The organism is Mucisphaera sp. (genome assembly GCF_965279675.1).
GTDB lineage: Bacteria > Planctomycetota > Phycisphaerae > Phycisphaerales > Phycisphaeraceae > Mucisphaera.
The window spans coordinates 712,543-733,423 of sequence record NZ_CBDIIJ010000002.1 but is presented as its reverse complement, the minus strand read 5'-3'; the positions used below and the strand labels follow the sequence as shown (position 1 = coordinate 733,423).

Below are 20,881 nucleotides of genomic sequence, written 5' to 3'. Positions count from 1 at the left end.
GTAAAACGGGAACACACCCACCGGTTATCGGCACCCGGTGGGAATGAACGCCATACATGGATACGCGGGGTTAGGGGTGATTGGGCAGCGGTCTGCCCCAGTCGTCACCCGTGCCAAGCTGTCCATCCGGTCCAGGCGAGGTGAAGGTGCCGTCACCATTCGATTGGATCGGATGACCCCAGCCATCCGAGAAGGTGTTTTTGGAGGATTCACTCATGTACGGCCTCAGTACATCCTGCCAATTTTCTTCTGGCAACGGAACCTGATGCTGCTCGTAGTAGGCGGCTGTTGCTTGATGTATCTCGCTCAACCGGTGAGTCGTTACCTGAGAGGGCCGTATGCCGCCATGAGGTGGTAGGGACCCAGACGATACCAGCACGGCTTCAAGCCCCGCGAGTACAGCCAGACCTGTCACACAGACGAGAACAAGCTGAATGATCCGTAGGGTGTTCTTGTGAATCAGCCGGATCAACTCCATGCACGTATTCTAATCCGCTGTCTTTGTGATCCCAGCTATTCCCTTAACCAGTCGTAGACCCACAGCAAGAAGCTGAGGACTATCAGTCCCCAGAGCAAGCCGTAGAACAGAAGGTGGAAGCGGTCGAGAAGCTTCATGGTTCTATGGAATCGATGGCAAGGTGCTGGTCGTCCCAGGTATCGAAGGTGCCATCCCAGCCAGCCGACGTGACGGTCCGAGACTCACGATCTAAGCGAAGCGGCTGACCCCAGATATCTTCCATCACGACTTCGTCATCCAGACCGAGATCGTGCGGCAGAACGCCGTGTGATGTCTCATGAATCAGAGCGATCTCCGCTCCCAGTTCCAAAAGCAAATGATTGGCGGCATAGTCGTACCAGCGATTGGTAATCGTGGCGAAAGCGCAGAAAAAGAGAAATGCCGCGGCCAGATAAAAGATGGCCTTATTGATCCTCCCGGGTCGTGAGGATTCAGCCTTCATCCTAAACCCCCGTATGCCCAAACCCCCCGCCGCCGCGGGCGGTGTTGTCGAGGTCTTCGACGACCTGCCAGGCGACTCTGGGGACCGGCAGGATGAGCATCTGGGCGATGCGCATCGCGCGTTCGACGACGAAGGGTTTGCCGCCGTGGTTGATGAGTGGGACGCGGACCTCGCCGCGGTAGTCGGCGTCGATGGTGCCGGGGGCGTTGGGCATGGAGATGCCGAACTTGGTCGCGAGGCCGGAGCGCGGGCGCACCTGGGCTTCGAAGCCGATGGGCACGGCCATCGCGAACCCGCAGGGGATCAACGCGATCCGGCCGGGCTCGATGGTGACGGGTTCATCGGCGGGTAGGGCGGCGTGGAGGTCCATGCCGGCGGCGTGCTCGCTGCCGTAGCCGGGCGTGTCGAGGCCGACGCCGTGGGCCAGCCAGCGGAGGGGCACTTGTAAGACCTGCTGGTTTGAGCTTGTGATCGCTGTGTCGGGTTGCATGCAGGCAGAATACGGCATCCGGTCGCTAATCGGGGTTGCCCAGCGTCATGCCGGCCAGCAAAGAGCGTGGGTGGTCTTTGACCAGCCAGTCGATGGCGGTTTCGGTTAAGCCGACCTGCTGACGGAGGACTTCTATCGCGCCCCGGAGTGGCAGGGCCGATCCGGCGAGTTGGCCGGTGCCCGGGAGTCGGACGGTGAGGTCGTCGCCGACGTCCAGAGAGAGACGGCCGAGGCTGTAACGGCCCGGGCCCATCCCGGCGGGGGCGCTGGCATCACTTACGACGAAGCAACGCTCGTGGCCGGCTGCGGCGAGGTAGTTCTTGAGGGCGAACCCCGGGACGTGGATGCCATCGGCGATGAAGCCGAAGACGAGGTGGTCGGCGCGGGCGAGCAGCCGCTGGATGATGTTGTCGTGTCGGGGCAGTTCGGTCGGGCAGCCGTTGCCGAGGTGGGTGACCATCGACAGGCCGGCGTCGATGGCTCGGTCGAGGTCGTCATTCGAGGCATCCGTGTGTCCGGCGGAGACCATGACGTTCTGGTCGGCGAGCCAACGGGTGACGGTGCCATCCGGGTCCTGCTCGGGGGCGAGGGTGAAGATACGTAGCAAGCCGTTGGCTGCATCGAAGAGCTGTTTGGCCTCGTCGAGGTTGGCTGTCTTAACGGCTGCCAAAGGGTGAGCGCCCCGGTAGCCATCTGCTGGACTGATGAAGGGGCCTTCGATGTGTATGCCGGCGATGATCGATGTGGCGAGTGCATCGTGCTCCCGGAGTTCTGTGATGCGTTGGATCTTGCGCCCCATCGCGGGCACGTCGTCGGTGATGATTGTGGCGAGCATCGCTGTCATGCCGTCGCGCTGCAGCGTCTCGCAGGCCCGATGCAGGTCTTCGGCGGACAGCGTCTCGGCGTTGAAATCGACGCCGGCGTACCCGTTGACCTGGAGGTCGCTCAGGCCGTTCATCCGACACCCGCTCCGGTCAGTCGGGAGGCCGCGGGTGGATCGAGGTAGAGCCTGCAGGCGCCGTGCTGCTGGAGGATCGACGCCGGCACGGTTTCGGTGACCGGGCCTTCGACGGCGGCGGCCACCGCCTGGGCTTTGCGCTCATCGGGCACCGAGCAGATGATGTGTCGGCTGCGCATGATCTCGGGCACGGTCATCGTGATCGCCTGCTTGGGCACGTCTTCGAGGGTCTCGAACCAGCCTTCGCCGAGTTGCTGCTTCCGGCAGGCCTCGTCGAGATCGACCTGCATGAAAGCGGCTTGGGTCTGGAGGTCGGCAGGGGGGTCGTTGAAGGCCAAGTGCGCGTTTTCGCCGATGCCGACGAAGGCGACGTCGATGGTGTGCTCCGCGATGATCCGGCCGAGCCGATCAACCTCCGCCGCGGGGTTGGCGTTGCCGTCGATGGCGTGGAAGGCACGGACCGGCATCGGTAGCTGTCTCAGGAAGCGATCCCAGAGGTAGAGCCGGAAGGACGCTGGATGGGTGATGGGCAGGCCCAGGTACTCATCCAGGTGAAAGACCGTCACCCGCGACCAGTCGAGGCTTTCGGTTCGGACGAGGGCTTCGAGGGTCGCGAACTGGCTGGCGCCGGTCGCGACGATGATGCTCGCCTGGCCACGTTCACGCAGAGCGGTCTGGATCACTGCAGCGCCATCGTCGGCGGCATCCCGGCCGAGTGTGGCTTTGTCCTCACGGATCAGTACGTCCATCGCGGTTTCCTGCTTGAGTGTCATCGACTTGCGGCCGGTCGGCCTGCGCCTGTCCCAGGTGTTCGGTGACGGTTCCGTCGTCATCGGCGTTGCGTTCGATCGAGGCGAGCAACTGGAACATCTTCCGCCAGTCGAAGATCCCGCCGATGATGAACCAGACCGTGCAGATGCCGCCGGCGACGCCGATGAAGATCACCTGGAACTGCCACCAATTGACCCAGCTCTGGTCTTCCCAGGGCGACCAGAGATTCCAGACGGTGAAGATCACGAAGCTGAGGAAGAAGAAGAGCACCCAGGCCAGGTGCATGCAGTAGATCACCTTGTCGCCAGGGGTGAATTCATGGGTGAAGCCGAGGGCTCGCCAGCCGCGTGCCGGCGGGGCGATGTGGTCGGCACCTTCGGCGGCCTGGGCCTGGTAGTCGCCGCGGTGCAGGAGCTTGTCCATGTTCAGCTCGGGATCTTTGGACATGAGCGAGCCGACGACATAGGCCGCGACGGCGGCGACCGAGGCGGCGAAGGCCATCTGGATGCCGTTGAGCCAGAAGGTGTCGGGCAGTGCCTGGATCCAGGCCGTGTCCGTGAACGATTCTTTGAGCAGCGGGATGCCTTCCGGCCAGAAGAAGTTCACGGTGAGCGCACCGGTTGTCGCTAGGCCGCAGCCGACGAACATGGCGGCCCAGGCGCCGGTGACGGTCCCGCGTGCCCAGTAGAGCCCGCCGATGAGCACGGCTCCGGCCCCGCCGGTGAAGATCGCGCCGGTGACGGCGAAGTACATGAAGATGTACTCGCGGAGCGGGAAGACCATGCTGAAGCACCAGGCGAAGACGGCGATGCCGATGATGCTGCGGCGGAGCAGCTTGAGGTGACGCTCGGTCTCCAGCCGGGCGTCGCGGCCCTCGCGCAGCTGGTGGTAGGGCATGTAGACGTCCTGGACGAAGATCGATCCCCAGGAGTGCAGGTAGGTCGAGTCCGTGCTGAGGGCGGCCATGAGCATCACCGCGGCGAGCATGCCCATCATCCCGACAGGAAGTACCTCGGCGAGCGCGACCGTGGTCGTCATCTGCTTGGCGATCTGCGGGTCGCCGATGGCGTCGAGCGTCGTTTGGGCGGATGCCGCCGCTGCTTCATACGCCGGGGCGTGCATGAGGACGTAGGCACAGATCGCGGCCAGCGGGATCAGCATGAAGGTCACCCCGGCACGGAACTGGCCGAGGATGCCGGCCATCTTGGCCTCATGCGGCGATCGCGCCGAGCTGTTGTAGCCCTGGCTGCCCTGCCAGACCATGAACGTGTAGATGTAGAGGTAGCCCTGGATGAAGAAGAAGAAGGGGTTGAAGTCGGGCAGCTCGCCCTGATCGAACGGGTTGATCTTGCTCTCGCCCTTCGGTGCCTGCGAGAGTGTTTCGATGATGACCGACCACGGGAAGAGGTAGAGCATCACCCCCAGCAGGATCAGGAACACGATGTTGCTGGCCTGCGCCTGGATGAAGTCGCTGGCCATCACGGCGATCTGCCCGCCGTTGAGCGTGACCAGCAGCGCCATGCCGAGCACGACAGCCATCACGAGCCCGAGGGTGAGGTTGAGTTCGAGACCGATGCCCGGCACCTCGACGATGTAGTTCGGCAGTCCGAGGAAGTAGATGAGGAATCGGCCGGTGACCGCGGGGAAGATGCCGTAGTTCAGGACGCCGGCGACCCAGGCCAGGGTGCCGGCGAAGACACGGAACCGACGCGAGTAGCGCCTCTCCAGGAACTGCGCCAGCGTCAGCGCTCGGGTTTCGCGATACCGGTAGATCACCCAGCCCGAGAGCGCGAGAATGAGTCCGAGCGGGGCGAGCATCGAGCCCCAGTGCAGCCCGGCGAAGCCGGCCTGGTAGTACTGCTCCCACATGGCCACGATCGTGATGGCACCGAGCCCGGCGATCCCGCCTGCCAGCGTCAGCATGTAGCGTCCGGCGCACCGGTTGGCCGAGAGGAAGTCGGCGACGCTGCGCGTGTAGCGTCGGGTGTAGAGCGCTGCGCCCAGCACAAGGGCCATCAGGCCGAAGATAATCAGCAGATCGAGCGGGTGCAGATTCAAGTCGAACCTCTCGTCATGGTGGCTAGCGCCTCTCGAAGCTTCTGTGTGCCGTGCTCGAAAGCAATGAGCAGATGATCATCACGGTCGAATGGGAACACAGGCTCCCACTTCCGCGGGTCGTCGGCAAAACGATCGCTATCCCAGCGTACCGAGAGCCGTTCGACAAGCGACTCGCTCGCAGCCAGCAAGGATGCGTTGACCTGGGATGTCTGCGTTGCTTCGGCGCGCTCCCAGACGTGAGCATGGAGCTCGGCTATGAGCAGGACGGATCGGCAGCAGCGGTCGTCACGCCATGTATCCGGTCGGTGATCTAGCAGGTCCTGATAGATCCTTCGAGCCTTCTGCGCGGCTTTGTAAAGGTTCAGGTCATCGGGCAGGTCCCCGAGTTCCAGACGGAGCGCGGCGACCCAGGGCTTGCGCATAGGGATCACGCGGTGCAACTCCCTTAGTGAACTGACCCATCCTGGGGATACTTCAGAGCCTAAACGCTTCTCGAAGAAGCCTTGAACAGCATCAGCCATCGATGCGTCGGGACCATCGACCATCAACGCAGCCGCATAGGCCGCTGCGGGCCAGAGGGAGTCGGGCATGAACCGCTGGGGCGTCCAGATCGTCGTGATGATGCCGCTGCTCTTGTGTGCCCGCGCATGCCTGGCCGTGTCACGCAGGTTCGCCAGCGCGAAGCTCTCACCGGGCGCGAGGGGCTGGTCGTAGGAAATCATCGCGGGGCAGTTCACGACCTCGTAGCCGTAGCCCTGCAGTGTCGGCGTGGTCTCATCCGGCAGCCTGGCCGTGTACTGCCAGTTGGCCACGAGAATGTCTTTGGGGATGGCTTCGGCGATCGCTGGATCCTTGAGCAGGTGATCGCCCCACATCATCATCCGCTTGCCGTGTTGCGCGAGTCTGTCATGAACAAACGCGATGTAATCGATGAACAGCTGGCTGGCGGTTGAGGTTTTCAGCGCGGCCTGCGTCATCGGGTGCCCGCCAAAGTTCACCTCGTCCAGGCCGGCGTGAACGAGTTCACTCTCGAACAGTTCACAGACCTCATCGATCAGGCTTCCAACGATCTCTCGTGATTGCGGATGCACCGGGCACAGCGATGTGAACACTTCATCATTCTCGGACAGCTCGGCCAGATCGGCACGCGCCCGGGTGATATAGCGAGTGTGCCCGAGCGTCTCCAACTCGGGGATGACTTTGATCCCACGCGCCGTTGCGTGCGCCAGCAGCTCGCTCAGTTGCTGTTTGCTGTAGGCGTTTCTGGAGGCCGCTTCGGGAAGCGAATCAAAACGCAGTGAACAGCCTTGATCGTCCGTGAAATGCCAGAGCAGCGTATCGCAGCCCGACTCGGCCATGAAGTCGATGAAGCGCGTGTAATAGCTGCGTGATTCCAGCAGCCTGGCGCTATCGAGCATGAAGCCGATCATGGAAACTCACTCACGCTGGAGCGTCTGGCAGAGACGGGCCCAATCCCTGGTGGCAGCGACCGTCGGGCGGACCTTCGGTGACTGAACTCAGTGTTGCCGTTGGAACGGGCTCATGCCGTGGAGGTCACGCATGCCCCGGTAGCTGTGTGAGAGCATCCCGCCGAATCCGGGCCGGCCTTCAAGCGTGCGCACCACCTCGTGATGCGTGTTCCAGAACGCCTCCGGACTCATGCCGTAGAACGTGATCTGAGGCGTGTCCGTCAATTCGACGGTCTCCAGCGAGGCGAGGATGAACTTGCCGATTTCTTCGGCGTAAGCAAGCTCGTTTTCGACCACCGAGGTCACGCTGTTCGGGCCGACGGCACGCTGCCGGTAGGACATGATCCCGATGTAGTCGCAGATATCCTGGATGTGCTTGTGGAGGTTCTTGGTTTCGCCGCGATAGGTGATGATGCAGCTGTCGCCTTCCTCGGTCTTGCTGTCGTACCAGAAGGGGATGTCCGCGGCGAGGGTCAGGTTCTGCTGCGAGGCCTCGATGCGCGCCTTGGCCTGGTCGAAGTAGGCCAGCAGGTCGAGCATGATCTGGTCGCGCACGGCCTGGCTCTCCCGCCACTCGGGTTTGATGTAAGGCTCGATGTCGTAGTGGATGCCCGCGAGTTTCGAGCCCTCGGGGAGGGAGGCGTTGAAGTCGAGGATCAGGTCGAGGATGGCGAAGGTCCGCGGCCAGTTCCGCTGCATCGCCATGTCCTTCTCGCCATCGAGCGCTTCGACCGAGATGCCCAACTCGGCCGCTTCGATGATCAGCGTCCGGAACTCGTTTGGGTAGGCCAGCTCGGGTCTGCCGCTGGATTCATCGAGGTGCACCTGCACCATCAGCAGGTTGTAGCCGTGCTCCTGCGCGAACCGGAACATCTCGGCCCGGTAGGCGTCATCCACGTACCACTCGTGATGCCAGACCCAGAGCCCTTGAATCGGTCGTTGCACGGGTTCTGCCTTCGTCACGGCTAAGGGTGTCAGACACACAAGAACCAGCAGGAGCGCCGCGGTGAGAGCGAGGGATGTCGTTTTCATGCAGGCAGGGTAGCGTCCGAGCCCAGCAGCGCCAAGAAAAAACTCATCAAATGAGTCAATTATTTGGATCGTCACTTGTCCAGCAGAATCATGGCTTTACATCACGGCACTTAAGGCGAGTGAGCTAATGTCAGCCCATTATTTCATTGACTTGAGTAATGAGCGCATTACCTTGTATCTGTCAACATTCTCTAAGGTACCAAGCCAATGTGTGCCGGTGAACCCTTGTAGGCGGGCCGATCATCACCAACCCACCCGACTGACCGACCGATTCGTGCCCGATGGCAGAGGCGAATGACCTTGAAGAACAGCATGCAGGGACTCAAGAAGATCAACCAGGCCTCGGCGGCGGCCATGAACCGCGCCCTGGTCCTGGGGCTGATCCGCGAGAACGGCCCGATGTCCCGCCGACAGCTCACCGAGAAAACCGGCCTCCGCAGCTCCAGCGTCACCTACATCACCCGCGACCTGATCGAAGGCCAGATCATCCGCGAGCGGGGCAAGCTCGACAGCAACAGCGTCGGCAAGAAACAGGTCCTGCTTGATATCAACCCGGACTACGGCTGGGTCATCGGCGTCGGGGTCGATGGCGACTGGCTCTCGATGGTGATGCTCGATGCCCAGGGCGGGGTGATCGATCGCGACCACGTCGCCATGATCGAGCCCTTCGAGCTGCTGCCCGAACGGCTCAAGCAGCGCATCGACAGCTGGATCGATCGGCGCGGACAACCCGCGGGCAGCCTCCTCGGCCTAGGCATCGGGATGCCCGGCGTCATCGATCCCCACCGCGGGGTCGTCCTGCGCTCTTCCGTCTTCGGCCTCACGAGTTGGCCGATGGCCGAACGCTTCCAGGAGCGATTCAAGGTGCCGGTCATCGTCGACAACGACTCGAACTTCGCCGCGCTCGCCGAAGCCAGACAGGGGCACGGCAAGGACGCCGGCGACTTCCTCTACTTCCTCATCAACGCTCGAGAAGAAGGCGACCGATACACCCTCGAGGGTCTGGGGTCGTCGCTGTTCCTTGGCGGGCAGCTCTACCGGGGTGCTCACTTCGCCGCTGGGGAGATCGACAAACTCATCCAGCATGGCGACATCGAGAGCCTGTCTGCCAGGCAGATCCTGACGCTGGGTTCACCCGATGCCCCACTCGACGACAAGCTCCAAGGCACGCTCCGCCAGCTAAGCCTGATTCTCGTGGCCACCACCGACCTGCTCGACCTTCCCGCCGTGCTCCTGGGCGGCAACGTCAACATCACCAACCCGGCCGCGATCACGTACCTCCAGGACCTCATCAACGAGGCCATCGTGCCGGTGCCCGACCGCAGCGTGACCGTGTACCCCTCCATGCTGGTCGAGCAGGGCGTTTCGACCGGGGCCGCGCTGGCCGCCACGGAGGCCGCCTTCCGCCAGAGCAGCCGGGTGATGACCGCCCTGAAGAACTGACCGCGTGCAGATGATGATCCCCTACCTCCCGATCGTTCCGCAGGTCGCCACGTTCGAGCCCGAGGACGGTGTCTGCAGACTGGCAGGGGGGCTCGACTGGCCAACCAGCAGCGATGTCCGACTGCCCGGTCATCTCCCCGCGCAAATCGAAGACTGGTTACCGAGATTCCGCTCGAGCCCCGATGCACAGGCGTCGCCGGTGGTGTTGCGGTTTTCGAGGGTCGAGCGACCGGTCGGCAACGGCAAGAACGCGGTCGATGAGTCGTACCGTCTCAGCATTACCTCAGACAGCATCACCGCCGAAGCCGCCAGCGACGCCGGGCTGTTCTACGCCTTCCAGAGCATCCGGCAAGCCGTCGAAGCCGTCTGGCAGCAGCCCCGCCCCGATCTGCCGACCGGCACGATCGAAGACCACCCACGCTTTCCCTGGCGCGGGGCCATGCTCGACTCGGCCCGGCATCTCCAGAGCATCGACTGGATCAAGGGCTTTCTCGACCGGATGGCGGCGCTCAAGCTCAACCGGTTCCACTGGCACCTGACCGACGATGAGGGCTGGCGCGCCGAGATTCGCAGGCACCCGGAGCTCACCGACATCGGTGCCTGGCGCGGGCAGGGGGCTTCTCGCTATGGCGGGTACTTCACTCAGCAGCAGATGCGCGAGATCGTGGCGTATGCCAAGGCCCGTCACATCCAGGTGATCCCCGAGATCGAGATGCCCGGCCACTGCAACGCCGCCCTCGCCGCCAACCCCGGGCTCGCCTGCACCGACGAGGCCATCACCATCCTCTCGCCCCTCGAACGCCTGCCCATGAGTGAGCGTCCCGATCGACGCGCCTTCTGCGCCGCCAACGAGAACGTCTACCGGCTCATCACCGATGTGCTCACCGAACTCGCCGACATCTTTGAGGCGCCCTACCTGCACATCGGCGGGGACGAAACCCCGCGCGTCGCCTGGCAGAAGTGCCCGCGTTGTCAGGAACTCATGAAGCAGCAGGGGTACACCACCACCGATGAGCTGCGCACCCACTTTCTCCGCAGGGTGCACGAGATCGCCGGCACGAAGCTCAACCGGACCACGATCGCCTGGACCGAGAAAGTCCGCGACGACCTGCCGAAGGACCAGCTCACCCACGCCTGGTTCCCGGGCGAAGCCGCGGCCGCCGCACGTCTGGGCCGTGCCACGATCAACTCCAACCACGAGTGGACCTACCTCGACTACCCCATCAGCAGCGAGGCGGCCCGCTACCGCCCGGACTGGATGATCGTCCTGCCGCTGGAAAAGGTCTACCACTTCGACCCGCTGCCCGAAGGCCTCGAAGCGAACCTGCACCACCTCGTTCTCGGCAGCGAGGCCCCGATGTGGACCGAGTACACGCCCGATGAGGCCTCGCTTGAGAAGCAGATCATGCCCCGGCTGGCCGCCTTCGCCGAAGCCGTCTGGTCGCCCCGGCTGGGCCGCTCGTTCGACGGCTTCCTGGCCCGCTGGGCAGAGGTCAGTCCGCTCACCCACACCTGCCAGCCCGCGAAAACACCCATCCCTGCGACCACAACCGTCTAAGCCGGATTTGTCCCTCAGCTGCTGTTTACTCAGAATCGCATGAGACGCTGTCGATTGTGGTGTGGGCTCATAAAACATTTTAAAATAATGACATAAGTGATTAATGATGTAAGCCGCGATATGCTGGCCACCCGAATTTATTTAATTATCTTTTAGAGTGAACTATTGACGCGGCGGTTTTCCGCGTTAGTCTTGACCCAGACCTATGGATCACCCGACCCCTCAGCCATCCTCTCCCGCACGCACGCCGAAGGAATCCGCCATGCGCCAGAACCGAGGTTTCACGCTCATCGAACTGCTGGTCGTCATCTCGATCATCGCCCTGCTCATCGGCATCCTCCTCCCCGCCCTCGGCGCCGCCCGAGAAACCGCCAGGCAGATGGCCTGCCTCAGCAACCTCCGCCAGGTCGGTGTGGTCATGAGCGTCTACGCCTTGGAATACGATGACACCGTCATTTCTCCCAGCTCTTTCAATGTTCGTTGGAGCACGTTCCTAAGCGATAACGGCTATATCGCTGATGACGAAGAATCCATTATTTTCTGTCCCGCAGATCTCTCCGAACTGCATCCTGACATGGTTTCGCAGGGTGTAACCAGAACGGATTTCGGCGGTAGCTTCGCCTACAACGGTGATCTATTTCTTAACGGTAACCGAGAAGAAGACCACGTATCTTTGATCCCTGGGGCTCCTAGCTCAGCCGATTTGCTGGCCCGAGCCCCGTATGGACGAAGCTGGTCTCAGATCCGTAACCCCTCGCAGTATGCCCAGCTATGGGATTCTGCAGCCCCGCTTATTCATAGAAGTACTCAGGGCTGGTTTCTCCAGCGAATCAATTACTACCTCCCGATCACTCAGACAGATTTCCAGCCCGCCAGGGACAACCTCAAGCCAGACCCCGAACGCCATCGGGGCTCCGGAAACCTTCTCTTTGCTGACGGTCACGCCTCGTCCTACCAGCCCGACCAGATCACCGACAGAATCGTCCGCTGGGACAACGTCAACAGCGACTTCGAGAATCGCATCTTCGGTCCGCAGTAATCCGTCATTCACGCAGCCCCATGACCACCCCCCAAGGCAAAGCCAATCACTCGAGCACCGCGATCCACAATCGCCGGCTCACCATCCAGCTCCTCCGGGAGTATGGCCAGCTCTCGCGCCGTCAGCTGGGTGAGCTCACCGGCCTCCGCAGCTCCACGCTCACCTACATCATGCGTGACCTCCTCGAACACGAGGTCGTCCGCACCGTCGGCAAGCGGGCCTCCAAGTCGGTCGGCAAGAAGCAGGTGCTCCTGGAGATCAATCCGCACGTCGGCTGGTCCGTCGGCATCGGCGTCGAGACCGAAGCGCTGCTCGCCGTCGTCATGGATGCCGCTGGCAATGTCACGCTGAAGGACCGCATCCCCTGCGATACCCGGGAAGACCGCCTCGAAGACCGCATGGCCGACCTCGTCCAGAGTCTCTGCAACGAAGACCGCCCGATCGATCGACTGCTTGGCGTCGGCCTCGGCGTGCCCGGCGTCGTCAACCCCGACGAGGGACTGGTCCTCCAGTCCACCATGCTCAAACGCAAGATGTTCCCCATCGGCAAGATGCTAGCCGCCAAACTCGACGCCCCGGTCCACGTCGACAACGACGTCAACTGCGCCGCTATCGCCGAAGCCCGCGACGGTCACGGCACCGACCTCAACAGCTTCGTCTTCTTCATCATCAACGCCATCGAAAGTGGTGACCGCTTCGCCCTCACCGGCGTCGGCTCCGCCCTCTATCTCGCCGGCAAGATGTACCGCGGCCAGCACTTCGCATCGGGCGAGATCGATGCCCTGCTCGACAACGACCCGCTCGAAGCGGTGACGGCCAGCCAACTCCTGCAACTCGCCGACGCCAAGGCCCCGCTGACCCCCGAGCTGGAAACCATCGCCGCCCGTCTGGCCCGCACCATGTCGATCGTCGTCGACTTGCTCGACCCGCAGGCGCTGATCATCGGCGGCAACGTCGACCTCGCCAACCAGGTCGTGATCGAACGCATCGCCGAGTCGATCAACACCGGCATCATCCCGATCAAAGGCCGCGACATCGTTGTCCGAGGCTCCCGCTACACCACGCACGGCGTCCCGGTCGGTGCCTCCTGCCGGGTGCTCGATGCCGTCATGCTCGGCGTCGGCCACCAGATGCCGAGCGACCGGCTGTTCATGCCCCGCTAACCCGCATCGTTGAGACCCCTGATGAAACCAACGATGCCACCCGCCACACACACCGGCACAGTCCCAGCCCCGACGGCCAGGCCGCAAGCAGATAGGCATAGCGACGCACTCATCCAGCAGGCCAAGCGGTTCATCGCCGCCGCGAACCGCATCGAACTCGACGCCGACGACGCCAACCATCAGCGCTTCCACGACACCACCTACCGCATCGACGAGACCCACGTCCTCGAGTTCCCCCGCGAGCGTGGCGACAGCCGCTACGCCCTCGGCCGAGAGGGCTTCAATCTCTGGCTCTACGCCTCGGGACAGGTTCACGCCAACAAGGGCCTGTTCTCCTACTTCCTCAAGCCCGCCGAGGGTGGCGAGCCCTTCGCCGCCTGTTTCCTCGGCCTGCTCAATAAGGACGGCTCGCCGCGGCAGACCGTCCGGCTGCTGCCGCTCGAACCCGAACCCGGTCCACAGGTACGCCAGTTCGCCGTGCTGGCGCCCGAAGCCGCCTGGTACATCACCCGTATCGCCGGCATCTGCGCCGTCGTCCGCGTCTCACTCTCGCCGGATGAGGAAATGCGCTGGAGCACCGCCGTCTGGAACGAGACGGACGACGATCACGAGGTCGTGCTCTCGACCTACCTCAACCCCTTCCTCCGGCACGGCCTGCATCCCAGCTCCGAGGATGTCTGGTTCCGTCGCGGCGAGATTATCACCGATGAGGAAGGCAGCCGGCATGTCCTCATCCGGGTCAACGAGGACATCGATCGCGAAACCTCTGTCGTCAACCATGGCGTCATCGGACGAACCATCGAAGCGAGCCGTGGTGCCGCGCTACTGAGCGAGTCACTCACCACCTCAAGACTCAACTACCTCGGCGGCTCACAGCACTCCGCGCGCTCACCCAGATCGGTGAGTACCGGGTCGCTCGATCAAACCGCCGCCATCACCGAGTTCACCGACACCGCCGTCTCGGCCGACCTGCTCAAGCTGGCTCTGCCCTCGGGCAGCCTGATCCGTCAGGAAACCACGCTCAACGTCGCCCAGAACGACACCCAGCCCGAACGCTGGCTCAAGCACAGGCTGAGTCCCGTCGAGGCCGACCGGCAACTCGAGCAATCCCGGGCAGCAGAAGCCGCCCGCCACGACACCCTCGGCCTGACAACCCAAGGCTTCGAAGCGAGCTTTGGCGATGAGGTCTTCGCCGCCTTCTTCGAGCACCTCAAAAGACAGGTCGATGTCTGCGCCGAACTCCGCGGCTACATGCAGGTCAGCGCCAGCTCGCTCATCGGCGTCCGCGACGTCTGCCAGGCCATCGAAGCCCAGCTGCTCTGGCGTCCGCAGGCCGCACGCAGCAAACTCCTCGAAGTCCTCGCCTACACCGGCCCCGATGGCCGCTGCCTCCGCCAGTACGCCCTGCCAGACAAAGCCGGCCGACCCGGCCGTGTCGACAGCCGACCCTTCATCGACCAGGGCGTCTGGGTGATCTCCACCCTCGCTACCTACCTGCGCGCCACCGGCGACCGGCAGATCCTCAGTGAACTCGTTGGCTACCACCGCCTGGTCGAAAGCGACCCCCCCTACGCCGTCAAAACTGACGCGGTCGACACCGTCCTCGACCACCTCATCCGTATCGCCGAGTACCTCCTCGACCACCGCGACCCCAACACCGGCTGTCTCCGCGCGATGTATGGCGACTGGAACGACGCCATCGACGGTCTCGGACTCACCGACGAACCCGGACAGGCGTACGGCAACGGCGTCAGCGTCATGGCCACCCTGCAGCTCTATCAGAACTGCCTCGAAATGGAAGAGCTGCTCGCCCTTGGCGATCACCCGCAGAGCGATCAGCACCGCTCCCGCTACCGACAGGCCACCGGCCAGCTCGCCGCTGCACTCAGGCAGCACGCCATCACCACCGCCGATGATCGGTCACGCCGAATCCTCCACGGCTGGGGACACAACCAGCACTACGAAGTCGGGGGCTTCTGCGATCTCGACGGCCAGGCCCGCGACGGACTCGCCGCCAACGCCATGTGGGTCCTCTCCGGCATGGCCCAGCGCGATCCTACATTTAATGATGACATCCTCCGGGCCTTCGACCGCCTCGATGGCCCCTTCGGCCTCAAGACCTTCGCCCCGGGTTTCGGCAGAGACACCCGCCAGGCAGGGCGTATCGGCAACCTCCCGCTCGGCACCGCTGAGAACGGGGCGTGCTACGTCCACGCTACAGCCTTCGGCATCATGGCTCTCTTCCGACTCGGCCAACCCCGGCGAGCCTGGCAGCAACTGCTCAAAATCCTGCCCTTCGCCATGCCCGAGCGCCACGTCTCCCACTCGCCCTTCGTCATGCCCAACTCCTACAGCCTGATCGACGAGGCCGGAGCCTTTGGCGAGAGCATGAACGACTGGCAGACCGGCAGCTCCAACGTCGTCCTCAAGACCCTCGTGCACGATGCCGCCGGCATCCAGCCCGCCCACGACGGAATCTGGGTCAACCCGGCAACCTGGGCACCCTGCTCGGAGATCAGACTCCACCTGTTGCTCCGAGACCGGCCCATCGAGCTCGTCTGGCGACGAGGCAGCGGCACAGCCCGCACCTTCATCGTCAACGGCAGGGTCCAGACGGGCGAGCCCCATCCGCTCACCGGCGTCCGCCGGCTCTGGCTCCCCTACGATCAGCTTAAGACCACCACGAACACCATCTGCGTCCTCGATGACCCCCAAAATGACATCGAAAAATTATTAGCTCATTGATGGAGAAAATAGTTGCCAAGCCGCTCACCCTGCGTCACAATGCATCAGTCATCGAAGCAATCGCTGGCCTGCGAGAGCCACCATGACGAGCCTTTGACTCATTTCATGAAGCCTTGAGACGATTCACGACCCACTTACACGCTGAGGAGGCGAGACCCATGAAGACTTGTGACACGAACGACCAACAGAGACTGATGGCCTACCTGGCCGCCGCCGGGCTGGGAGCCTTCGCTTTCGGCCAGGACGCATCCGCGGGGATCGTCTACACCCCCGTCGATCCGGCGGTCACCCTGGTGCAGTACCCCGGTACGCCCTCATACTTCAACCTCGATTTCAACAATGATGGCACCATCGAGAGCGCCATCCTCAACACCGGCGTCAACATGCAGGCCCGGTCCTTCCCGCCCGCACGCACCCTCACCTCGACCGGCAGCTACTACGTCTTCTCCTTCGCTGCAGGAGAACTCATCGATGGCAACGCTGCTTTCTCAGGCGGCGCCAATCTGATGATCAATCCCACCTACGGCTACAACTTCGTCGGCACGGGTGGCTACATCGGCTTCCAGTTCGATATCGACGGCAGCACCCACTACGGCTGGGCCCAGGTCGATGTCACGCTTACGCCTCAGGAAGCCGTTATCACCGGCTACGCCTACGAGTCGACCCCCAACACCGGGATCGTCGCCGGCGCGATCCCCGAGCCCACCTCGCTCGCGCTGCTCGCAGCCGGTGCCGGTGCCCTCGGTCTCCGTCGCCGTAGCGCTGCCTGATACGAGAAACCTGCACCCTTCTCCGGCTTCAACGGGCCGGCGAAGGCTTTTCCACAGAAACAAAGCAACAGCCCAACCAGAAACTGCAACAAGGCGGAGCCAATACCATGAAGGCAGATACCAGCAAGCGACTCCTCGGATACACCACCGCCGCCGGTCTCGGAGCCTTCGGCACCGGCCAGGCGGCCCAGTCCGCCGTCATCTACACCGATCTCGTCCCCGACATCACGGTGGGAACCGTTCCCGGGGAGAGCGATGACTTTGCCATCGACTTCAACGCCGACGGCGTGGACGACGCCCTCGCCCTACGCATCATCATCAACAGCTTCTCCAACAACGTCCAGTTCCGAGCCTTCGGCTACGACCGCATCGATGACCCCACAGCCCCGGATATCCTCCCCTCCGACATCCCCGGCGAGTGGGTCGAGCAGAACTGGGTCCTCTCCAATGGTCCCGCGACGGCCGGACCCAATGTCACCTACTACGCACAGTCGTTCCCCAGCGGAACAGTCATCGATGGCACCCTGAACCGCACCGGCTTCAAGGACCCCAAGCCCCCCTCAGGCGGCTACGGCATCGCCGCACGGGCCCTCTTCGGCACGCCCTACAACTTCATCAACACCGGCGGCTTCCTCGGTTTCCAGTTCGAGATCCCCGACAACCCCCTCGATGTCCTCGATAACGATGGCGTCGGCCAGGACCTGCCCGTCGGCGCGAGCACCACCCACTACGCATGGCTCGAAGTCGACATCGTCTTCGACACCAATGCCGAACCCCAGGTCATCCTCAAGAGTTGGGCCTACGAGTCCACGCCCGACACGCCCATCGTCGCGGGCGATATCCCTGTCGGTATCCCCGGTGACTTCAACGGCGATTCCGTCGTCGACGCCGCCGACATCGACATCCTCTTCGCCGACCTGGGCGACCCCGCCCTTGACCTCGACGGCGATTCCGACTCCGACCAGGACGACATCGACTTCCTGCTCGGCGACATCCTTGGCACCGTCGCCGGTGACGCCAATCTCGACCAGGCCGTCGATCTCATCGACCTCAGCGCCCTCGCCTCCAGCTTCAACGCCACCGGCGTCGGCTGGGCATCCGGCGATTACAACGGCGACACCACCGTCGATCTCATCGACCTCAGCATCCTCGCCACCAATTTCGGCTTCGCCGCACCGGTTCCCGAGCCCACCTCGCTGGCGCTGCTCGCCGCCGGTGCCGGCGCACTCGCCGCACGCAAGCGCCGGCGCTAACCGCCTCGGCACGGCCATCACCACCGATAAGGTCGCATCCGTATGAGTGACACGCCTGCGACGAAGAAGAAGGTCCTGCTCATCGGCTGGGATGCCGCCGACTGGCAGATGATCGATCCGCTCCTCCAAGCGGGAGCCATGCCGAATCTCAAGGCGCTCATCGATCGCGGCGTCCGTGGCAACCTGGCCACCATCCGCCCCATCCTCTCGCCGATGCTCTGGACCTCCATCGCCACCGGCAAGCGTGCCGACAAGCACGGGATCTGCGGCTTCACCGAACCCCGACCCGACGGCACCGGCATCCGCCCGGTTACCAGCACCAGCAGATCCACCAAGGCCATCTGGAACATCCTCCACCAGAAGGGCTACACCAGCGCCGTCTGCTCCTGGTTTGCTTCCCATCCCGCCGAACCCATCCGCGGTTCGATCGTTACCGACCAGTACGCCCGCCTGCTCGCCGTGCTCGACCACGAGATCGATCCCGGCCCCGGCACCTTTCACCCGCCCGAACTCGGCGAGAAGCTCAACCCCTACCGCGTCGATCCCCGCATGCTCGACGCCCAGGCACTCCTGCCCTTCATCCCGGCCGCCGCCGAGATCGATCAGGACAACGACGATCGCCTGATGACCCTCGCCCACCTCATCGCCAAGGCCTCTACCATCCATGCCGCCGGCTGCCACCTGCTCCGGGAAACCGACTGGGACTTCGCCGCGATCTACTACGACGCTATCGATCACTTCGGCCACCAGTTCATGCCCTACCACCCGCCGGCCGTCCCGGGCATCAGCGACCGTGACGCCCGCATCTACGGGCCGGTCATGGAAGGCTGCTACCGCTTCCACGACATGATGCTCGGCACCCTCGTCCAACTCGCCGGACCCGACACCGACATCCTCCTGGTCAGCGACCATGGCTTCTTCAACGACCAGGACCGGCTCGGCACCGACGCCACCGAAGACCCCGAGCAGTGGCACCGGCCCTTCGGCATCGCCGTCGCCGCCGGCCCCAGCTTCAAGCAGAACGAAACCCTCTACGGCGCGACGCTCCTCGACGTCACCCCAACCATCCTCTCGCTCTTCGACCTCCCGCTAGGCGGAGACATGGACGGCCGACCCTGGATCGAAATCTTCAGCCAACCGGTCACGCCCGACCGCGTCTTCAGTTGGGACAAGATCGAAGGCGACGCCGGCCTCCACCCGTCCAACACCGAAGAGGACGACCCCGTCGCCAGCGCCGAAGCCGTCGCCCAGCTCGTGGCGCTCGGCTACATCGACGACCCCGGCGAAGACGCCACCGCCGCCGTCCGCAACGCCACCCGCGACCTCCTCACCAACCGCGCCTCGGCCCTCGCCGACAGCCGCCGCGCCGCCCAGGCCCTCCCGCTCTGGCAGCAGCTGATCGATGAAAACCCCGACGAAGAGGCCTATCGCCTCCAACTCGCCAGAACAGCGCTGGTCGTGGGTGAACTCGATCTCTGCCAGCAGCAACTCGAAGCCCTTAAGCCCGAGCACGCCAACGCGCCCACCATCCTGCTGTTGGAGGCCGAGATCCATCTCGTCCGCAATCAGACGGAGCCCGCCCTCGAATGCGTGCGCAGAGCCAACGAAGCCGAGCCCGATTCCCTCCGTATCCTCAACGCCCTCGGACGCATCTATCTTCGGGCCGACCAACATGACAACGCCCGCAAGGCCTTCGAACAAAGCCTCAGGCTCGATCCCGAGAGCCCGGTCGTCCACAACGGTCTTGCCCAGGCGCACCTTAAGCTCCAGCAGTACGACCAGGCCATCGAACACGCCCTCGAGACCATCGGCTACGCCCACCACTACCCCTCCGCCCACCTCAACCTTGGGATCGCCCTCGCCGAAACCGGCAGAAACGACGCCGCCATCCAGGCCCTTGAAGTCTGTCTTGGAATGTCACCGCAGAACAAGATCGCCCACCAGTGGCTGGCTAAGCTCTACGCCAGAGACAACCGCGACCAGGCCAAAGCCCGGGAACACGATCTCATGGGGCGCACCGTCCTCACCCGTGGAAGCAACCTATGAAAACCATCACCCGTCTCATCCTCGTCGCCACACTCACGCTCTTCGCGTCTCCACTTCAGGCCGCGCAGACCATCGTTGACGGCTTCAACGGCACCAGCATCAACCCCGGCATCTGGGAGATCCAACTCGCACAATGGGGCGGGCCGGGTCGCAACGGCGGGGTCATCCCAGAAAACGTCTCCATCGCCAACGGCATCGTCTCGATCGATGGCAACGGCGACCTCTATACCGGACCCAAACGCGGCTGGAACGCCAACGGCTACCGCGAAGACCACGGCCGCCGATCGGGCGGCGCCATCCGAACCCGAGAACCCCAAGGACCGGGACGCTTCGAAGTCCGCATGAAGCCCGTCTACGAAGACGGCGTTGTCACCGCCATGTGGACTTTCTTCTACGACTTCAACGGCGGCGATGTCATCAATCACGAAATCGACATCGAGCTCATCAACCGGCAGACCCCCTCACCCACCGGATTCCGCTCCGATTACGGACTGATGAACACATGGCTCGGCGAAATCCCGTCACGCGCCAACATCCAGCGCCTGAGCATCGTCGACATCAACGATGACCCCGCCCCACAGGACACCGGCACCTTCCACACCTATCGCTTCGACTGGTTCGCCGGCGAAGGCGTCGCCCACCCACGCGTCGAGTTCTATGTCGATGGCGTCCACCACTACACCAGCCGCGAGTTCGTCCCCACCATCCCCGGCCGCTTCACCGTCGGACTCTGGTTCCCCTTCAACTGGGCCGGACAGCCCGACTTCGTCACCCGAACCCTCGAGATCGACCGCGTCGCCATCACACCCCTCGCCAACATCCTCCCCGGCGACACCAACGCCGACGGCAACGTCAACCTCACCGACCTCTCCCTCCTCGCCACCAACTTCGGCTCCAACGAGGCCGCCTGGTCCTTAGGCGACTTCTCAGGCGAAGGCACCGTCGACCTCATCGACCTCTCCCTCCTCGCCTCCAACTTCGGCCAGTCTGCCGCCACCCCCGAACCCGGCACCGCGGCCCTCGCCTTGATCGCACTCAGCGTCGTATCGCGTCGCCTCCGATAGCTGACATCATCCCCCAGTGACTCATACACTGGTGAATCCTAGCTCCCGGCTTCACCTACTTCT

At 63.5% G+C, this 20,881-nt stretch carries 17 protein-coding genes; 9 read left to right on the top strand and 8 right to left on the bottom strand.

The window, feature by feature from the left end; all coding sequences use genetic code 11:
• Nucleotides 1-70: 70 nt before the first annotated feature.
• The 8 genes from ACQZAB_RS03275 to ACQZAB_RS03240 all read right to left on the bottom strand — a co-directional run bounded on the left by ACQZAB_RS03275 (nt 71) and on the right by ACQZAB_RS03240 (nt 7,737).
• Nucleotides 71-478 carry a hypothetical protein gene (locus ACQZAB_RS03275; protein ID WP_428387037.1) on the bottom strand — a complete coding sequence of 136 codons (408 nt, stop codon included), beginning with the start codon at nt 476-478 and terminating at the stop codon, nt 71-73.
• Nucleotides 479-611: 133 nt separating this feature from the next.
• Nucleotides 612-959, bottom strand: coding sequence for a hypothetical protein (locus ACQZAB_RS03270; RefSeq protein ID WP_428387035.1), 348 nt, complete (start codon nt 957-959; stop codon nt 612-614).
• A 1-nt stretch (nt 960) separates the two neighbouring features.
• Nucleotides 961-1,449, bottom strand: coding sequence for a dUTP diphosphatase (gene dut / locus ACQZAB_RS03265; protein ID WP_428387033.1), 489 nt, complete (start codon nt 1,447-1,449; stop codon nt 961-963).
• A gap of 25 nt (nt 1,450-1,474) precedes the next feature.
• Nucleotides 1,475-2,407 (bottom strand): N-acetylglucosamine-6-phosphate deacetylase, encoded by a 933-nt coding sequence (locus ACQZAB_RS03260; protein WP_428387031.1) that lies wholly within the window; start codon nt 2,405-2,407, stop codon nt 1,475-1,477.
• On the bottom strand, nt 2,404-3,156 hold the full coding sequence (locus tag ACQZAB_RS03255; protein WP_428387030.1) for a glucosamine-6-phosphate deaminase: 753 nt from the start codon (nt 3,154-3,156) through the stop codon (nt 2,404-2,406). The genes ACQZAB_RS03260 and ACQZAB_RS03255 overlap by 4 nt, the downstream gene beginning before the upstream one ends.
• Nucleotides 3,137-5,236, bottom strand: coding sequence for a sodium:solute symporter family protein (locus ACQZAB_RS03250; protein ID WP_428387028.1), 2,100 nt, complete (start codon nt 5,234-5,236; stop codon nt 3,137-3,139). Before ACQZAB_RS03250 ends, ACQZAB_RS03255 begins: the two co-directional genes overlap by 20 nt.
• Nucleotides 5,233-6,666 (bottom strand): family 20 glycosylhydrolase, encoded by a 1,434-nt coding sequence (locus ACQZAB_RS03245; protein WP_428387027.1) that lies wholly within the window; start codon nt 6,664-6,666, stop codon nt 5,233-5,235. Before ACQZAB_RS03245 ends, ACQZAB_RS03250 begins: the two co-directional genes overlap by 4 nt.
• Before the next feature lie 87 nt (nt 6,667-6,753).
• Entirely contained in the window at nt 6,754-7,737 is a 984-nt protein-coding gene (locus tag ACQZAB_RS03240) for a hypothetical protein (protein WP_428387026.1), read from the bottom strand.
• 294 nt (nt 7,738-8,031) lie between these two features.
• Here ACQZAB_RS03240 and ACQZAB_RS03235 point away from each other — a divergent pair, with 294 nt between their 5' ends.
• The 9 genes from ACQZAB_RS03235 to ACQZAB_RS03195 all read left to right on the top strand — a co-directional run bounded on the left by ACQZAB_RS03235 (nt 8,032) and on the right by ACQZAB_RS03195 (nt 20,818).
• Complete coding sequence (locus ACQZAB_RS03235; RefSeq protein WP_428387024.1) at nt 8,032-9,180, top strand: ROK family protein; 1,149 nt, start codon at nt 8,032-8,034, stop codon at nt 9,178-9,180.
• A gap of 10 nt (nt 9,181-9,190) precedes the next feature.
• The gene (locus ACQZAB_RS03230; RefSeq protein ID WP_428387022.1) at nt 9,191-10,738 is read left to right on the top strand and encodes a beta-N-acetylhexosaminidase; all 1,548 of its coding nucleotides are present in this window, start codon (nt 9,191-9,193) and stop codon (nt 10,736-10,738) included.
• Between the two features lie 262 nt (nt 10,739-11,000).
• A complete protein-coding gene (locus ACQZAB_RS03225) occupies nt 11,001-11,777 on the top strand; it encodes a prepilin-type N-terminal cleavage/methylation domain-containing protein (RefSeq protein ID WP_428387020.1) in 777 nt (258 codons plus the stop codon).
• Nucleotides 11,778-11,797: 20 nt separating this feature from the next.
• Entirely contained in the window at nt 11,798-12,940 is a 1,143-nt protein-coding gene (locus tag ACQZAB_RS03220; protein WP_428387019.1) for an ROK family protein, read from the top strand.
• A 21-nt stretch (nt 12,941-12,961) separates the two neighbouring features.
• On the top strand, nt 12,962-15,685 hold the full coding sequence (locus tag ACQZAB_RS03215) for a GH36-type glycosyl hydrolase domain-containing protein (RefSeq protein WP_428387017.1): 2,724 nt from the start codon (nt 12,962-12,964) through the stop codon (nt 15,683-15,685).
• 158 nt (nt 15,686-15,843) lie between these two features.
• Nucleotides 15,844-16,455, top strand: a complete 612-nt coding sequence (locus ACQZAB_RS03210) for a PEP-CTERM sorting domain-containing protein (RefSeq protein ID WP_428387015.1) — start codon at nt 15,844-15,846, stop codon at nt 16,453-16,455.
• Nucleotides 16,456-16,562: 107 nt separating this feature from the next.
• Nucleotides 16,563-17,708, top strand: coding sequence for a PEP-CTERM sorting domain-containing protein (locus ACQZAB_RS03205; RefSeq protein WP_428387013.1), 1,146 nt, complete (start codon nt 16,563-16,565; stop codon nt 17,706-17,708).
• Nucleotides 17,709-17,750: 42 nt separating this feature from the next.
• Nucleotides 17,751-19,754, top strand: coding sequence for an alkaline phosphatase family protein (locus tag ACQZAB_RS03200; RefSeq protein WP_428387011.1), 2,004 nt, complete (start codon nt 17,751-17,753; stop codon nt 19,752-19,754).
• Nucleotides 19,751-20,818 carry a family 16 glycosylhydrolase gene (locus ACQZAB_RS03195; RefSeq protein WP_428387010.1) on the top strand — a complete coding sequence of 356 codons (1,068 nt, stop codon included), beginning with the start codon at nt 19,751-19,753 and terminating at the stop codon, nt 20,816-20,818. Before ACQZAB_RS03200 ends, ACQZAB_RS03195 begins: the two co-directional genes overlap by 4 nt.
• The last annotated feature ends 63 nt before the right edge of the window (nt 20,819-20,881 follow it).